Origin of the sequence: Allobaculum sp. JKK-2023 (assembly GCF_034745455.1) — a bacterium.
GTDB lineage: Bacteria > Bacillota_I > Bacilli_A > Erysipelotrichales > Erysipelotrichaceae > Allobaculum.
In genome coordinates this window covers 3544838-3560692 of record NZ_JAYERV010000003.1, presented here as the reverse complement: position 1 = coordinate 3560692, position 15855 = coordinate 3544838, and the positions used below count along the sequence as shown (strand labels likewise).

The following is a 15855-nucleotide window of genomic DNA, read 5'->3' as shown; positions in this document are numbered from 1 at the left end:
ATGAAATATATTCTCGTTGATTACGAAAGTGTGGGAACAGCAGGGCTTGAAAAGCTGGATCAAATCGAAAATTCGGATGAACTGGTCGTTCTTTACAGCAAGAACATGCCATATGTTTCCATTGATCTGCTTAATTCAGTACGTGATCTTGGAACAGGAATTTTCAAAAAAGTACTTTATACAGGAGAAAATTCACTTGGAAATGTTTTATGTATGCTGGTGGGGCAGAAAATGGAGGCCTTTGCAGGGAGCTTTCTTGAAGTGATTGTGATTTCAACTAACAAAAATTATGACATCTTAAAAGAACGAATCGAATCCAGCACTGCCGGTCCGCGAAAAGCAAAAACAAGCTATAAACGCTACCCAGCCATCCAGGACATGATTGCAGGCAAAGAAAATGAGCTGCCATCCATTCCGATGCAGCCCGATGAACAATCCATTGAAAAACAGGTAAACGAACAATGAAAACGACCATTCAGATCTATCTTGATACAAATACGCTTGGCTTTGAAGAATATGAACAAATCTCCAAGCTTCCTGAAGAGTGCAAAATCACTCTTCTCTGCTCAAAAGAAGCCAGGCAGACAATCCCCGTCTCTTTGCTCATCTGGGCATTGCAGGCCCGCAATAAAATCGATTGGGTGCAAATTGATGCGAAGGAGTCAAACCGCGACGGCGTCATCTGTTACGAAGTAGGAAGACTGCTCGGAAAAAGAGTACGCACCCGCAAGCTGCTTCCGTTATATCTCATCTCCAAAGATGAAAGACTGCATACCGCTGCCAAGAACCTGGAAGTGCTCTTTCCATCTGAACAATATGGAAGCGTAAAATGCTGCCAGAATATCCAGGAAGCATTGAACCTGATCGAACCAGAAAATGCCTCTAAGAAAAATTCTTTGCATTCCTGATCCACATTGGCCAGCACGCAAAAAAACGTCCGGACGCTCTTCATAAAGAGTTCCGGACGTTTTGTGTTCGAAAAGATATAAAAGATATATAGGATATGAATGGTCTGCATAGAAGTGAGCGCATTCAGGCCAGACTCAGGAGGGGTCCTCGTTTTTAGAATCAAAGACCAGCTGGGCAACCAGGTCTTCCGCCGCATTTTTCTCGCGTTCGATGGCATGAACGTAAATCATGGTTGTCTCGATCGAGGCATGACGCAAAGTCTGCTGGACCTGTTCAATATTGGCCCCTTCTTTTAAAGCCAGGGTCGCGGTGGTGTGACGCAGACTGTGGGCAGAAAGATTGGGAGCATCAATACCAGCCGCCGCAAAGGCCTCTTTACAGATTTTCCGGATAGATTTGGTCGTCAGACGCCGGCCGGGAAATCGATGATCCAGTCCCGCAAATAATGGACTGCCCGATTTTACCTCTTTGCGAACATCCAGATACTGCCTGATCAAAGCCCAGGTCTGATCAGGCACTTTAACAAAGTCACCCTTTTCATGATGCCCCTTCCCTTTGACACGCAAAATCCGCATCTCGCCGCGTGTTTCAAAGTCTCCGACATCCGCATTGCACACTTCAATCGTCCGCAGTCCCGTCGTGATCAGCAGGCCCAGAATGGCCTGATTGCGCAGATTCTTTTCGTTGGCTTCAAGATCCTTAAATGTATTCAGGACCTTGCGGCATTGCTCAAAAGAAAGATAGCCTTTCTTGAATCCATAATCATTTTTTAAATGTTTCAGCCCTTCGGTAATATCTTGATGCAGCCCAAGGTGATCCAGCCATTGGTAAAATGATTTCACAGCCCGAATGTACTGATTGATGGTACTGACGGAAAGGTTTTGCTGGATCAGATCATTGCGATAGTGAATGATATCAGCTCTTGTTGGATCTGAAAGATGATGATCAATCATCCATTGAAAAAAGTAGCCCAGTGATTTTCGATAGACCAGCTCTGAATTTGGCGAGACATCAACATAAGCCAGCCATTCTTTGGCCATTTCGTCCAGATCACTCCATGCATTCGAAACCAGGGGTGTTCTGGCCATCTGGACAGGCAGAACCTGAACTTCCTGTTGTGACTTCTTTTCATTTGACATTTCGTTTCCTCCAGATCTTGTCTTATTTTAACTCAACAAGCATCTTTGTCATCGTCGTGAAAAAACGAAAGTTTCCAGCCTGATGTTAACCGGTTTATGAATTCAACCTTCATTCTGGCTGATGATCTGATCAGGATCGAAGACCGAAAAGAAAAAGGGAGTCTTCTATCTTGTATGAAAACTCCCTGGAGCAGTATAAAATACAGTTTTTTCTGAATCCTTGAATTCAGCAAACCAGATCCGCACTCTGAACGGCTGTCGCCTGACTGGTACTGGATTCCTCTGCTTTTGAAGCAGATCCATTGCTTCTATCCGCAGTCGTTGTGGCTGGCTTTTTCAGTTTACGGTTTCGGCGGGAAATTTTCCCTTTTCGAATGCGTTTGTTTTTTGAAGAACCGGCTTTTCCTGGCTTTTGCAAACTTGCTGGAGCGGTTTGATTTGCATCCGAATTCTGGACTTCCAATCCGGTTTCGACTGGGGCAGCGGTAACAGAAGGCTGATCAGGGATCCTGGCAGAGGCTTGCGAACGCCCAGATCCAGTCTCCGTTTTTTTACCCGCCAGTTGCGGGTATTTTGGGGAACCTTTTTTGCGTGTCGAAGCATCTTTCTGTTTTTCAGTTTCCTGGCTTTCCGGCTTGCGGCGTTTGCGATTCAGGTTATAAGCCATTGACTTGAGAATCCGCCAGTTCCGGTTGGTCCGTTTCAGATTGCGGATACCTTTTTCAAGAATTCGATTGGCATCGAAGGTCATATTCAGAGAATCATAGATTTCTGCCAGGCGTAAGTAGACGGAAGCGGACTGCCAGTTTTTGGCTGCGGCAAGTTCGTAGTTGAAAATAACGCCTTCATAGTCGCCTTCTTCATAGGCCAGATCCCCCTGCTTTTTGGCTTTCAGAACCGAAATATCCACGGATGGGGCTTTGCGGTTGATCTGCTTGCGGACATAATTAAGAAAAATCTTCATCTGCCGGCTCGAGGGAACCGCTGTATGCTTCTTTGGACGGAACTTTGTCTTCTTGATATTTTTGATAAACGGCTCCAGATCCATTTCGAAGTGATTGTACATATAGCGGATGATCTCGTAGCAGGCATTCACATCACTTTGAGGGTTATGATGGTCGAGTTCAATGCCCAGGTGTTCGGCAATGTTGCAAAGCTTCAGATCCCCCTTGCCCTGGTTGCCGCGATAGTAAAACTGATCCATGATATCCATCGTATCGACATACTGAACGGCATGAATTTCCGTATGGATCCGGGCCAGGTCTTTATTGATAACACTGATATCGCTCATCGCATTGTGAGCGCCAATGATATACGGCTCTTCAAAATATTGCCCATAGTCAGCCCAGAACTGGGGTAACGTTCTGGAATCCAGCACATCCTTACGGTGGATATGATGGATTTTGATATTATTTGCGGAAAAAAACGTCTGGGGATTGATCAGTTCCGTGACCCGGAGTTTTTCTTCTCCCTCGTCGACAACGATCATGGAAATCGCGCAGATACAGTCATTATTCAGATTCGGGATTTCTACATCGACAAATGTGAACTTCCCTGGGTATGGAAAATCAGCCATGCTTACACCTCATCTCCTGTATCATGGGCCGAAATGGTCGAAAAAGGTTCTCAAATGCTCATCTCAAAAGGATATGGCTTTGTTTTTTTACAGGCAAAGAAAATCCCTGCCTTCATGCAGGGACAAAGTAAATTCATTGTAGCAGAAGAAGGGCTATGCTTCACTTTTCTGATTCTCGCAGACCGCTTCTTTACGGGCTTCTTTTGCCAGTCTCTTATTTTCTTTGGCCTGTTCTTTGAGATCTTTCTTGCAGGCATCATAAGAGGCATTCACCTGACGGGCAGCACGATTTCGAGCGGAGATCATCGCCATTTTCCCTTTGAATCCTTTGGGTTCATATTTGGAATCCGCAAAATTGATATCGACCACATAGATAAACTTACAGCCTTTATCGGTTGGAATAAAGGTATACGAGCAGCGGGTCTTTCGCTTGGCGGAGGTAAAGACGGTAACGAACTTTTCTGCCCGTTTGGCTTCTTTGATGGTATAGCGGATCTTTTCTACATTTCCATCTTTCGTCGTCGATTTCACTTTATGCGTATAGCCAGCTTTAATCTGGGCTGGATCTACCTCCAGATTTAGCTCTTCCTGAATCTGCTCACAGATGCTTTTGACCATAAAGTCATAAAACTGTTCGGCAGTGACATCGAATTCTTTGGTTACTTCAACTTGCATCGTATTTCCCTTTCTGGTTTTCTTCTTATTTCACCAGATTCCATGCAGCCATGAAGGCCTCTGGACTGGCGCAGCGAAATGTCATTTTACTCTTTCCCTGCTCAATCCGAATCAGATCCGAATTGATGGTGATGATCATGCTGGAAACTGGATGTGAAAAACGAAAATCGTCATCCAGGCAGACCAGCCGCTCATTGGTCAGATAAAAGATACGTGGTTTGGAATTGTAATAGTCGGTGCGCATCTGGTCAGCCCAATACAGGTGTTCGCCTTTTTTCAGCTTTAATGAGCTGCCAATTTGAGGTTTCTGGCCGGCCATCAACGCTTCTCTGGCCGAATCAGGCAGAATAGACTGGACTTCTGGTTCTTTATGCGCCTTCTTTTTCGGGCGGTAAATTCCAAAATAAATACAGGCAACGACACAGCAGGCAATCAGCCATAAAGACCAGCTTGGATCAGACTGCACATAACACAGGATGGCAAATCCGCCGCAAAGCACCATCGCCGTAATAATCAGAGTTTTCGTTACAGATTGGTTCATGCCCTCCATTGTAACAGGTTTAAAAGTTGTTCATTCATCAATCAGAAATTCTGCCCGATTCCTGTGGAAAATCCACCGGTTTGCAGACACAGAAAAAGGACCGGAATCCCACCGATCCTGATAATCTGAAAATGGATCGGACATCTCTGCCCGCTTTCCTTGTTGGTTTCTCCAGATCTGAAAAACACTTCTATTGTCGAAAATTTTCTTGGCATGAAGCCTGAAAGGTGAAGATCACAATGAAATCAGGGACCAATTGGATTGTCTGCCCCAATTTCAAATTCAACATCCTTATCCGGACCCTTTTTAACTCCCAGCATGATACGGGTGTAGTACTGGAATGTCTTGCCCAGATCAAAATCACCTTTCCGGCTCGCCCAGGAAATACTCAGGCCTTCATTCAAGTCCATCAGCATTACCGCCAGCTTATGCGGTGTGGCCCTGGCTGTAATGAAATCCTGCTCTTCGAGTTCTTTTAAGATCCGCTCCAGGACTTCAACCTGGGGGCGGCTGTAAGAAGCCAGATAATTATGGTCTGTCAGGGCATAAGCTCTATACGGCGCAAACAGTTCCGGCCCCATAGTGTAAATGGTCTCATGAAGCCGGTTAAACAGGTTATGCAAAGCCGCCGCCGGCTTATTCTGGTTGAGAAGTTCATACGTCGACGGTAACGAGTCAACGGACTGCTGTTTATAGTAATAGGCAAGAATCATTTCTTTTTTGGGAACATATTTGTAAAGTGTCGGCTTGGAAATATCCAGCGAATCACAGATATCATCCACCGAAACCTCGTCAAAGCCATCTTTGCGAAACAGCTTCATCCCGGCATCAATAATATCCTGCCTTTTCTTTTCAGCTTTCATAGATTTCTCCAATATGCAGAATCGCATCAACGCCTTCATGCAGATTCTCACGGTTATCTTCCGCCTGCTGCATCGCAAACTGGAAACTGTATCCGGTCACATAGGCGCCAATGACTTTCGTAATCGTCAGTGGATTGCGCAGATTGTGGATCAGACCCTTTTTCTGGCCGGCTTTAATCAATGAGATCATCGTGCCCCGCCAGGTTGGAGTCAAGATCTCATCCAGGCAGGATTGTTCAAAATGCAGGCGGAGAAGATCACGCAGCATATCTGGCCCGTTGCCAAAGATCTGCTCAATAACAAGATCCAGAACCCTGAAAATCTCTTGATGAATCTGCTGGGCAGACAAATTTTCCGGATCTGTTTGCAGGCGTTCATCAGCTGCTTTGTAGGCATGGATCAGCAGATCGCGCTTATTGATTTTCAGTTTGTAAAATGTCGGTTTGGAGATCCCGACACTGGCACAGATCTCGTCCATCTTGACCGCTTTATAGCCCTTGCGGATGAAAAGGTCGCGAGAGTTCTGATAGATCTGGTTTAAATCAGCTTTTCGTTTCATACTCATCCCTCATGTGAATTGTACCATACCCGTCAATGAACTTCCTAACGGCTCTGCGGAATATTATGGCCATTTTACACCTTATTCATAGGAAAAATGAATACATTTCAGGTAGCAAAACAAGTGATTTATAAAGTGCCGGCATTTGTTCTTTTTAAGCAGCCCAAGCTCTCTTAAAAAAGAGTGGGTCAAAACCAAACAAACAAATCAGACGGTTTTAAAATCGATCATTGAAAAATGATGGTGCATTTTTCAAATTTATTCCCATCAAGCCTTTGCAAAAACTAAAAATGACCGCCCAACAGGGGCTGTCGAATGAAATCATCGACATTCTGAGTTGAGCGGTCATGCATGCTTCTGGAGAATGCGTTTTGCAAACCATGCCGGAAAGACAAGTATCCAGGCAGGAGATGGAAAGATTCGAACTAATCTTCGGCTTTCTTGTTTTTCTCTTTTTCAATCATTTTTTGAGCCATGAACAGGTGCCTGTTGGCGGACTGGAGCAGATCGGCATCCTGACCACCCGCTTCTCTGGCTTTTTCAAACAGAGAAACCGCCTGGTCAAGGTCGCGTGCCACTCCCCTGGCCTGTAGATAACAAAGACCAAGTTCATCCATTGCTCTGGCATCCCCGGCATTTGCTGCTTTAGTCAGCCAATAGAAAGCTTTAGCCGCATCATGGACAGTCCCTTTGCCATCACGGTACAGAAAAGCCAGATCGTACATACTGGTCACATCGCCATTCATGGCTGCCAGCATGGCGTATTCATAGCCTGCAAGATCCTGTCGCAGATGACCATAGGCGTCGTGCAGGTAAATCCGTTCCGCCAGAATCTGAGACTCTTCATCCGCCCAGTGGGCAGCCTGGCGGATTAAAGGCAGCGCATCAGAAAGTCTGCCCTGTTCAAGCAAAGCATGATATTCAGTTTTGAGCTGATCAAGCAGCTGCTGGTCCATTTTTTTCTTCCTTCACGAAAGCAAGATCTTCCATCATCTCTTTGGCAAATTCATCGAATAAGCCGGCAATTTCTTCCTGCTGGCGCAGATTGAATGTGTCGTATTTGTTAATATTGCGAAGCAGGTCAAGCATTGGCAGGGTTGTGTAAATTTTGGAACCGGAATTGTTCTTGAACTCTTCCAGGTCTTCTTCTTCGTAGAAGTTTGTGCGCTCATTGCAATGCGGGCAGTTGAGATAGGCCATGTTTTCAACCACACCAAGCACTGGCATATTCATTTTGTTACACATGCGGATGGCTTTGGTCACGATCATGGAAACCATTGGCTGCGGCGTAGAAATCATGATGACGCCATCAACAGGCAGTTCCTGCAAGATCGTTAACGCCACATCCCCTGTTCCTGGCGGCATATCAATCAGCAAAACATCCAGATCGCCCCACAGAACGTCTGTATAGAACTGTTTTAAAACGTTGGAAACGATTGGACCGCGCCAGATCACAGGATCGTTTTCATCGCTGAGCATATAGTTTAAAGACATCATTTTGACGTTGTCTTCAGAAACAACAGGCAAAACGTACTGGTTTTTATCCGCATACGCCTGTTCATGTTCAAGAGACATTAAACGGGGAATGGATGGACCGGTAATATCGGCATCCAGAATGCCGACGGAATAGCCAAGCCGGCTTAAAGCGCGGGCTAACATCACCGTAACGGTACTTTTGCCGACACCACCCTTGCCGGACATTACGGCTACGATGTTTTTAATATGGTTATTTGGATTTTCTTTAATTTTGCAAGAACCTGGATCTTTGGAGCAGTTTCCTGCAGATGGGCATCCTTCACAACTCATGTTCTTTCCTCCTTGGCAGCAAAGCTGCCTCTATGATTTTGTGTGAGAACTGAACTCATAAAGAAATAGGAATCTCTTCACAAGTCCTGTATGAACTCAGATAAAAGGCCCAATTCATCAGAAAATCTGACTTGGCTGGGCCTGTTGGTCTGTGAGATTTTATTCTATCACGCTCCGGCTTATCGCCGGATTTCTTCGCATTTTAGCGGCTGATCGTCAGGATCCGGCAGCTTTTTTGACAGATGAGTCGGCAGTGCATCCAGCTTTGAAAGATTCATCGGCTTCTGTCTGCCTTTTCTATCATCGCACAGCTGTCAAGTCCTTATTGCTTATTTTCACGATCAGATTGTGTATCGGATTTGAGGCCATTCGCTGCGGCAGATTTTGCAGGCCGTTTGTCAAAAGCCAGTTTTGGATCCTTTAAAGCCTGGTCCACGCTGGCCACCAGCCGGCTTGTATCAACATGCGTGTAAATCTGGGTCGTGGAAATATCGGCATGACCAAGCAGTTCCTGCACCATTCGCAGATCCGTATCGTTTTCGATCAGCCGGGTCGCAAACGAATGGCGCAAAGAGTGTGGGGAAAAAGAGGGCGAGAGCTGGTGATTGAGCGCACTGTTTTTGGTAAGCCGGTAAACATACTGCCGGTTGAGCGGCAGACCTTTCAGGGAAACAAAGAAATAGCTGGCCGCACTCGCTTTGGGCTGGCGGACGACATTCCAATAGAGCGCCATTTGCTGGATGCATTCGTCCACCAGGGGAACAATCCGCTCCTTATCCCCTTTGCCCAATACACGAATCTGTTTCTGGTCCAGGCGGACATCATTGGTCCGAAGCGTACAAAGTTCACTCACGCGAAGTCCGCAGCAATACAGGACCGTCACAATCGTCTTATCAAGAATTCCCTTATCGGACTGGTCAAAATCGGCCAGTACCGCCTCCATCTCAGCATCAGAAGCCCAGACGGGTAAATGACGGCTGATGTGGGGCGCTTTTAACAGCGTGCTGGGATCCGGCAGGTCATACATCAGATTCAGGTAGCCAAAAAAAGAACGCAGGGTGCTGGTCAGTCTGGCAATGCTGCTTGGGGCGTAACGCAGTGAAAGTTCATCCAGAAATCCCTGTAAGAAGAGGCCATCGACCTCTTCGATCTGTGTTTTCTGCTCCTTGAGATATTCTTTGAGTAAAATCAGATCCTGACGCTGGCTATCAACGGAGGAGCGGGCTTTGCCCTGGCTGTTTTCAGCCCAGCTTGAAAAGGATCGAATGACTGAATCCAGATCCATTTCTTTTCCCTTCTTTCATATTTTTCTTTCGCATTTTTCATATTGCTCAGTTATCGTCTCTGTTTCTGTAAAAAAAGCCTGAAGCTGAAGCATGAATTCAGGCCTGGGATAGAATCCACCTGAGACTCCAGACTCTATTCTCGAACAATCGGCTCAAGAATCTGAGGCCGACAGTTTCCTTCCTTGATGGCTTCTATCAAAATGGCCTTGGCCTGTCCATCTCGTTTGTCATAGGCAATCTGCAGCCTGGAAATGGAAAAATTGGCTGCATTGAGCTCGACAATGGCCTGGGCTATCCGCTCTGGGCGATGCACAAAACAAAACCGGCCATTTGAACGAAGCAGTCTGGAAGCCTGGACAATCATGGTTTTTAAGTCCAGATTCTTTTCAAACCGGGCCTGCTGCCGAAGAGAGAGTTGAGAAACAAAATTCTGGTCCTTGGGCAGTTCAAAGTAAGGCGGATTGCAGAGCACCAGATCAAACTGTCCTTCTGGAAAGGATTCCACGGAGCCGACAAAGATCTCATGCTTGCACAAAACCGAACGATCGAGATTCAGCCGTGCCAGTTTTGCGGGTTCTTCGAGAATTTCAATCCCGCAAAGATAGTCCGGCTGAAACCGATCTAAATAAACAAGCAAAGCGCCATTATTCGTGCCGATTTCGCAGACCCGGTCATGCGGATACACCCGGCACAGTCTGGCCAGATCTGTACTGTCAGAGTTGAAGCAGAAATGCTGCTTGCTTTGTAAAATCCGGCACTCGGGATCAATAAAATAATCTTCCCGGATCTTTTCTGGATCCAGACCATTTTCGACAAGCAGGCCTTCAAGTTCATTGTTCATCGCTGACCTCCAGGCTGGTTGCAATAGTTTGACGAGCCGTATTGTCATCGGCCGGCTGGCCATTTTTGTCAGGATCGGGTTCATGACCTGCCAAACTGGATTGGTCAGTTGCTGATATGTGGTCAGCGGCGCTTTCCTGTTCGTTTTGGGCTTCTTTCTTTTTCATCAGATCGCTCAGTTTCATCAGACCCGCCCCTTCAAGCTGTTTATTCAGGGATCGAATCACCGCATCTGATCCGCTGACAGATGGATCAAAGAGCGTTGGCTGCAGGACAATCTGGTCTTCATCCTGCAAAGAGCCAACGGAAATGCCGATATGCCGATAGCCGACAGGTTCAAAATTACGGTAAATGAGCGCTCTGACTTTTTCGATCAGGATGAAATAATCATTGGTCATGGACGGCAGTCTGGCCGAACGAACCTGGTTATGGAAATCTCCATCCCGAAGCACAACGGAAATCGAGGCCCCTTTTTTATGCGTGCGGGCCATGGCCTCTGCAATCTGACGGGTCAGAAGTGAAGCCTGTTCGAGCACTTCTTCCAGGGTATACAAATCATGGGAAAAGGTTTTCGAATGAGAAACCGATTTGCGGGTCGTGGAGTACACCAGCTGATCAGAAGACTGGCCAGTGATCTTCGCATAGACTTCAGGCCAGGAATTTTGCAAAATCTGGGTGCAGACCGCCCGGTTTTCTTCACTTGCAAGATCCCCAACCGTTTCAATTCCCTTTTCCTTAAGCTTCGGAACGGTTTTCTTGCCAATCCCGATACAGCTTTCAATGGGGAGCGGATACAGCTTGGCTTGGATGTCGCGCTTGCGAAGCACAGTAATGCCCATCGGTTTTCGCATATCGGAAGCCATTTTGGCCAGAAAACGGGTCGGACCCACGCCAATCGAGCACTTCAGTCCCAACTCATCGAGGACGCCGCGCTGAATCTGAACCGCCAGATCCAATGGCCGGGGATAACGGGCAATGACTTCGGTCACATCCAGAAAACACTCATCAATAGAGAGAATTTCCAGCTTGCCGGAAAATTTGCGCAGATACGCGAAGAACTGGCTGGACAGTTGACGATAGTAATCATGGTCGGAATTGAGAATGACCAGTTCCGGGCAGAGTTTTTGCGCCATTCGGGTTGGCATGGCGGAGGTGACACCATAGTTGCGGGCAATATAGTTACTGGTCGCAAGAACACCCCTGGCGGAATTGGATCCGATCGCCAGGGGTTTGTCTTTGTACTCAGGATGACGCAGTTCTTCAGCCGAGGCAAAAAATGCGTTGAGATCGATATGGAATAATACTCTAGCCATGGCGCACCCGGTGGAACAGTTCTTTCATGCTTTCCACTGCCGTTGGCTCAGCAGTTCCATTGGCCATGATCGCCAGTTCTTCAAAATGTTCTTCCTCACTTAGAAGACTGACATGCGTCGAAGTCGTCGTCCCATCGGTTGTTTTGGCCACCCGGTAATGGTCATCTGCCCAGACGGCAACCGAAGGCAAATGGGTGATGCAAAGCACCTGGTAGTTGTCTGCCAGGGCATGCATCTTACTTCCCATCGCCAGGGCGACTTTCCCGGAAACACCCGTATCGATTTCATCAAAGACCAGGGTCCCGATTCCATTTTCCGCCTGGAAAACCACCTTCAAGGCGAGCATCAGCCGGGAAAGTTCCCCGCCGCTGGCAGACTGTTTGAGCGGGGTGAGCGGCTGGCCGGGGTTCATGCTGGCATGGAATTCAATCAGATCCATGCCGTCTTTGGATGGATTTTTCTTTTCAAAATGAACATCAAACACACAATGCTCCAGCATCAAATCTCTGGCATGAGCTTCGATCAGGCTTTTGAGTTCCGGCACCGCATCCTGACGCTGCTTATGAAGCTGGCTGGCCAGAGCAGTATACACTTTGGCGGCTTCTTTCTTTTCTTTTTCCAGCCTCTCAAACAGATCCTGCCGGTGCAAAATCAGATCTACTTGCTGGTTGAGCGATTTTTCCGTTTCCATCAGCGCTTGATAATTCCCACCATATTTTTTGAACAGCTGACGGATTAAGAACTCGCGTTCATGAAGCTGGTCGAGAGACTGGCCATCTTCAGAGGCATCACTTCGCGCATCAGAGATGTTTTCAAACAGATCCTGAAGCTGGTAGTACAAATCATGGAGCTTGTCGCCATAGTTTTCATTGGTTGGCGCATCCTCAAGCAGTTTCAGAGCAGTATACAGCTGATCGGAAATCCCACCTTCTTTTTTCCAGTAATAGGAAGCCTCAGAGAGGTTTTCCGTAGCCGCCACCACTTTTTCAGCCTGCTCAATCCGGGCATCAAGCTCTTCGAGCTCACCATCCTGGACTTTTGCCGCACTGATTTCATTGAGCTGACGGGTAATGGCTTCAAGATGAGCATCTGAGAACGTCTGCGTTTTCAGTTTCTTGATTTCAACTGCTTTTTTATGCAGGATTGCATACGCATCGGCAGTTTTCTGGCGCAGCTCTTCGGTTTTGGCAAACCGATCCAGCATATCAAGCTGCAGCTGGGGATCCATCAGGCGGACCGTATCCATCTGGGAGTGAATATCCACCATCCGGCTGACAAGTTCACTGACAAAGGCATTGGTTGTCGTGCGGGAATTGAGCAGCATGCGGCTTTTGCCATTGGCGTTCACGATGCGGGTGAGAATGATGTCTTCGTCAGGATCAAAACCATTTTCTTCCAGCATGGAGCGGACGGTCTCATCCGGGCCGGAAAGAATCATCTGTAAAACGGCTTTGTCTTTGCCCTTGCGAACGACACCTTTGGAAACCCGGCCGCCCGAGATGACATGAATGGCATCGATGAGCAGAGATTTACCGGCTCCGGTTTCACCAGTGATCACCGACATATTATTTTTAAAGTCGATCTGGGCGTTTTCAAACAGGATATAGTCCTGAACCATCAGCTGATCAATCAAATCGTTCCCTCCTTTTCGATGCATAAATTACATATTCCTGATTCCCTTTCCGGCCGACGACCGGAGAGGGAATGGCTTGCAGATTCTGGTAGTATTGCCCTAAAAAGGCTTTGACCTTTTCCAGGGCTTCTTTTTCATATTTCGGGTGGCGGATGACGCCTTTTTTATTCAGAGCCTTCGGACCGCATTCAAACTGCGGCTTGACCAGAATGACCATATGTTTCGGAACAAACTGGGTGAATAAAGGCTCAAGAATGCTGATCGCGGAAATGAAGCTGACATCCATGCACACAAAGTCAATGGGCGGATGAAACCAGTCTTTCGAGATGGTTTTGGCATTGACCCCTTCCATCTTGACCACGCGAGGATCCGCCTCTAAAGAAGGAGCCAGCTGCAGATGGCCAACATCCAATGCATAGACTTTCGAGGCTCCATGCTCTAAAGCACACTGGGTAAAGCCGCCCGTACTGGCGCCAATATCAAGAACAGTCTCGTTCTGAGTTGACAGATCAAAGGCATCGTATGCGGCTAAAAGCTTGCCGCCGGCTCTGGAGACATAATCGTGGTCAACGGCGGCGACTTCAACGACATCCCCTTCTTCAATTTCATAGGCCGGTCTGGTAATGACTTTCGAATTGACAGTCACCCGTCCGGATTTAATGGCATCAGCTGCCCGAGTCCGGGAGCCAAGTGGATCAGCTAGTTTCTGATCGAGACGCATGCGCATCCAACCTTTCAAATAAATCGTCCAGGCTGATCTGCTGATCCTTGCGCAGTTCACTGATCGATCCCTGCGGGATAAAACCGTCTTTGAGCGTTAACAGATCAAAGTCCTGGTGTCTGGTTTCAAGGTAACGGGCAATACTCGTCGAAAGCCCGCCAAATGGACTGTCCGTTTCATAGATCGTAACCGGCAGTCCAGAATCAAAAATCATATCAAGCATCGCAGTATCGAGCGGGATCAGAAAGCGGGCATTGACGACCTTCAGATTCAGATTCTCTCTGGCCGCCCGCTGTTCAATTTTCTTTACATCCTCGCCATACGCAATCACGATCTGCTCTGGGGTTCCAGTTCCCGTTTCGGTCGATGTCCAGGTGCCGATTTCAATGGGTTCCAGATTGGCATTGGGCTGGAAATGTGTTTTACCGCGCGGATACCGGATAAAAAATGGATGACGATACTGAAAGCCGGTGTAAATCAGATTCTGGGCTTCCGTAGCATCAGCTGGCTGGCAGAGGACCACATTGGGAATGGTATTCAGAAAAGAGATGTCATAAATCCCCTGATGGGTTTCGCCATCACTGCCAACCAGTCCCGCCCTGTCAATGCCAAAGACAACCGGCAGATCCATACGCGCTACATCATGGAGTACCTGATCATACGCCCGCTGTAAAAAGGAGCTGTAAATCGAGACAAACGGATGCAGACCGCCGGCTGCCATGGCTCCTGCCATGGTCACCGCATGTTCTTCCGCAATTCCTGGATCAAAGAAGCGATCCGGATATTTATGGGCAAATGGAAGCAGGGCACTGCCTGTAGCCATTGCCGGGGTAATCACGCAGAGTTTTTGATCCTGGGCTGCAAGTCGGTACAGCGTTCTGGCTGCGACTTCCGACCAGCTGACCTGATCTGGCTTTTTTTCCCCCAGAAATTTACCGGTCCGGATATCAAATGGTCCCACACCATGCCACACGCCGGTTTCATCCTGCTCCGCAAAGGAATATCCTTTTCCTTTGTTGGTCAGCACGTGAACGACAATCGGGCCATCATGTTCTTTTGCGGTCTGGAAAGCATCGATCAGCTCTGGAATATTGGATCCATCGACCGGACCAATGTAGTCCAGGTCAAACGAGGTAAATAAGGGCGCATCAATGACCTTTTCTTTGATTCGATCGCGATAGTCCCGTAAAAAATTCAGGATTTCCTTGCCTGTATTCGAAGCGATCAACGTATCATAAAGATCTTTTTTCGTTTCCCGGTACACTTTTGAAGTCCGGACTTTGGTAATGGAACGTTCAATCCCACCGATATTGGGTGAAATCGACATCTTATTATCATTGAAGATGATGATCATCTTGCGATGCTGGGCGCCCAGATCATTTAAGGCTTCCAAAGCCATGCCGCTGCCAAGAGCTCCATCGCCAATGACACTGACAACCTCAAAATCCCCACCCTGCAGATCTCTTGCGATCGCCATGCCAAGACCTGCTGAAAGCGAAGTTGAAGAATGGCCGGCTTCCCAGCCGTCATGCTCACTTTCGGCCCGTTTCTGATAGCCCGAAAGGCCATGAAACTGGCGCAGAGTCTTAAACTGGTTCATTCGGCCAGTCAGGATTTTATGGGTATAGCTCTGGTGGCCAACATCGAAAATAATTTTATCTTTAGGTGAATTAAAGACGGTATGTAAGGCAAGAGTCAGTTCGACGATCCCAAGATTGCTGGACAGATGACCACCAGTTCTGGAAATGCTTTGAATCAGAAACAACCGGATCTGTCGGGCTAAATCTTCGAGTTCTTCAACGCTCAGATCTTTTAGCTGGGCTGGATCTTTCAGCTGAGTCAGTAACAAACAATTTCCTCCTTCCAGAATTTCTAACGAAATTGCACCTGCTGCCAGCACGGTCAATCGGGCTTACATGCTTCTAACAGGCAAAGAATGCTCTCAACCCCGTTCTGATTGCGCAAGGAGTCCGCGAAATGAGGAAGTGTGAGAG

Annotated in this window: 16 protein-coding genes; 2 read left to right on the top strand and 14 right to left on the bottom strand. The window is 47.4% G+C overall.

Features of this window, described 5'->3' with window-relative positions:
* Together U4956_RS14340 and U4956_RS14335 are read left to right on the top strand one after the other, a co-directional pair.
* Positions 1–465 (top strand): PIN domain-containing protein (locus U4956_RS14340; RefSeq protein ID WP_323091413.1); only part of this gene is annotated, 465 nt, incomplete at its 5' end.
* Positions 462–908 (top strand): hypothetical protein, encoded by a 447-nt coding sequence (locus tag U4956_RS14335; protein WP_323091412.1) that lies wholly within the window; start codon positions 462–464, stop codon positions 906–908. The genes U4956_RS14340 and U4956_RS14335, both read left to right, overlap by 4 nt.
* A gap of 135 nt (positions 909–1043) precedes the next feature.
* Here U4956_RS14335 and U4956_RS14330 read toward each other — a convergent pair whose 3' ends face one another.
* The 14 genes from U4956_RS14330 to dxs form a co-directional block, all read right to left on the bottom strand.
* Complete coding sequence (locus U4956_RS14330; protein WP_323091411.1) at positions 1044–2048, bottom strand: tyrosine-type recombinase/integrase; 1005 nt, start codon at positions 2046–2048, stop codon at positions 1044–1046.
* Positions 2049–2274: 226 nt separating this feature from the next.
* Positions 2275–3624, bottom strand: a complete 1350-nt coding sequence (locus U4956_RS14325; protein ID WP_323091409.1) for an exonuclease domain-containing protein — start codon at positions 3622–3624, stop codon at positions 2275–2277.
* 153 nt (positions 3625–3777) lie between these two features.
* On the bottom strand, positions 3778–4299 hold the full coding sequence (locus U4956_RS14320) for a DUF3284 domain-containing protein (protein ID WP_323091407.1): 522 nt from the start codon (positions 4297–4299) through the stop codon (positions 3778–3780).
* A 25-nt stretch (positions 4300–4324) separates the two neighbouring features.
* A complete protein-coding gene (locus tag U4956_RS14315) occupies positions 4325–4840 on the bottom strand; it encodes a hypothetical protein (protein ID WP_323091406.1) in 516 nt (171 codons plus the stop codon).
* A gap of 245 nt (positions 4841–5085) precedes the next feature.
* Positions 5086–5703: a TetR/AcrR family transcriptional regulator gene (locus U4956_RS14310; RefSeq protein ID WP_323091405.1), complete on the bottom strand. Its 618-nt coding sequence runs from the start codon at positions 5701–5703 to the stop codon at positions 5086–5088.
* Positions 5693–6262: a TetR/AcrR family transcriptional regulator gene (locus tag U4956_RS14305; RefSeq protein WP_323091404.1), complete on the bottom strand. Its 570-nt coding sequence runs from the start codon at positions 6260–6262 to the stop codon at positions 5693–5695. Before U4956_RS14305 ends, U4956_RS14310 begins: the two co-directional genes overlap by 11 nt.
* A gap of 425 nt (positions 6263–6687) precedes the next feature.
* Positions 6688–7218, bottom strand: a complete 531-nt coding sequence (locus U4956_RS14300) for a tetratricopeptide repeat protein (RefSeq protein ID WP_323091403.1) — start codon at positions 7216–7218, stop codon at positions 6688–6690.
* Positions 7199–8068 carry an Mrp/NBP35 family ATP-binding protein gene (locus U4956_RS14295; protein WP_323091402.1) on the bottom strand — a complete coding sequence of 290 codons (870 nt, stop codon included), beginning with the start codon at positions 8066–8068 and terminating at the stop codon, positions 7199–7201. Before U4956_RS14295 ends, U4956_RS14300 begins: the two co-directional genes overlap by 20 nt.
* A 322-nt stretch (positions 8069–8390) precedes the next feature.
* On the bottom strand, positions 8391–9353 hold the full coding sequence (locus tag U4956_RS14290; protein ID WP_323091401.1) for a tyrosine-type recombinase/integrase: 963 nt from the start codon (positions 9351–9353) through the stop codon (positions 8391–8393).
* A 134-nt stretch (positions 9354–9487) separates the two neighbouring features.
* Positions 9488–10195 carry a tRNA1(Val) (adenine(37)-N6)-methyltransferase gene (locus U4956_RS14285; RefSeq protein ID WP_323091399.1) on the bottom strand — a complete coding sequence of 236 codons (708 nt, stop codon included), beginning with the start codon at positions 10193–10195 and terminating at the stop codon, positions 9488–9490.
* The gene (dinB, locus tag U4956_RS14280; RefSeq protein ID WP_323091398.1) at positions 10185–11507 is read right to left on the bottom strand and encodes a DNA polymerase IV; all 1323 of its coding nucleotides are present in this window, start codon (positions 11505–11507) and stop codon (positions 10185–10187) included. Before dinB ends, U4956_RS14285 begins: the two co-directional genes overlap by 11 nt.
* On the bottom strand, positions 11500–13140 hold the full coding sequence (locus U4956_RS14275) for a DNA repair protein RecN (RefSeq protein WP_323091397.1): 1641 nt from the start codon (positions 13138–13140) through the stop codon (positions 11500–11502). Before U4956_RS14275 ends, dinB begins: the two co-directional genes overlap by 8 nt.
* Positions 13133–13861, bottom strand: a complete 729-nt coding sequence (locus U4956_RS14270; protein ID WP_323091396.1) for a TlyA family RNA methyltransferase — start codon at positions 13859–13861, stop codon at positions 13133–13135. Before U4956_RS14270 ends, U4956_RS14275 begins: the two co-directional genes overlap by 8 nt.
* Positions 13836–15710, bottom strand: coding sequence for a 1-deoxy-D-xylulose-5-phosphate synthase (gene dxs, locus U4956_RS14265; protein ID WP_323091395.1), 1875 nt, complete (start codon positions 15708–15710; stop codon positions 13836–13838). The genes U4956_RS14270 and dxs overlap by 26 nt, the downstream gene beginning before the upstream one ends.
* Positions 15711–15855 lie beyond the last annotated feature (145 nt).

Coding starts and splice junctions, on each gene's coding strand:
- U4956_RS14330 (WP_323091411.1), bottom strand. CDS start 2,048: ATGTCAAATGAAAAGAAGTCACAACAGGAAGTTCAGGTTCTGCCTGTC.
- U4956_RS14320 (WP_323091407.1), bottom strand. CDS start 4,299: ATGCAAGTTGAAGTAACCAAAGAATTCGATGTCACTGCCGAACAGTTT.
- U4956_RS14325 (WP_323091409.1), bottom strand. CDS start 3,624: ATGGCTGATTTTCCATACCCAGGGAAGTTCACATTTGTCGATGTAGAA.
- U4956_RS14310 (WP_323091405.1), bottom strand. CDS start 5,703: ATGAAAGCTGAAAAGAAAAGGCAGGATATTATTGATGCCGGGATGAAG.
- U4956_RS14290 (WP_323091401.1), bottom strand. CDS start 9,353: ATGGATCTGGATTCAGTCATTCGATCCTTTTCAAGCTGGGCTGAAAAC.
- U4956_RS14335 (WP_323091412.1), top strand. CDS start 462: ATGAAAACGACCATTCAGATCTATCTTGATACAAATACGCTTGGCTTT.
- dinB (WP_323091398.1), bottom strand. CDS start 11,507: ATGGCTAGAGTATTATTCCATATCGATCTCAACGCATTTTTTGCCTCG.
- U4956_RS14305 (WP_323091404.1), bottom strand. CDS start 6,262: ATGAAACGAAAAGCTGATTTAAACCAGATCTATCAGAACTCTCGCGAC.
- U4956_RS14285 (WP_323091399.1), bottom strand. CDS start 10,195: ATGAACAATGAACTTGAAGGCCTGCTTGTCGAAAATGGTCTGGATCCA.
- U4956_RS14295 (WP_323091402.1), bottom strand. CDS start 8,068: ATGAGTTGTGAAGGATGCCCATCTGCAGGAAACTGCTCCAAAGATCCA.
- U4956_RS14315 (WP_323091406.1), bottom strand. CDS start 4,840: ATGAACCAATCTGTAACGAAAACTCTGATTATTACGGCGATGGTGCTT.
- U4956_RS14300 (WP_323091403.1), bottom strand. CDS start 7,218: ATGGACCAGCAGCTGCTTGATCAGCTCAAAACTGAATATCATGCTTTG.
- U4956_RS14270 (WP_323091396.1), bottom strand. CDS start 13,861: ATGCGTCTCGATCAGAAACTAGCTGATCCACTTGGCTCCCGGACTCGG.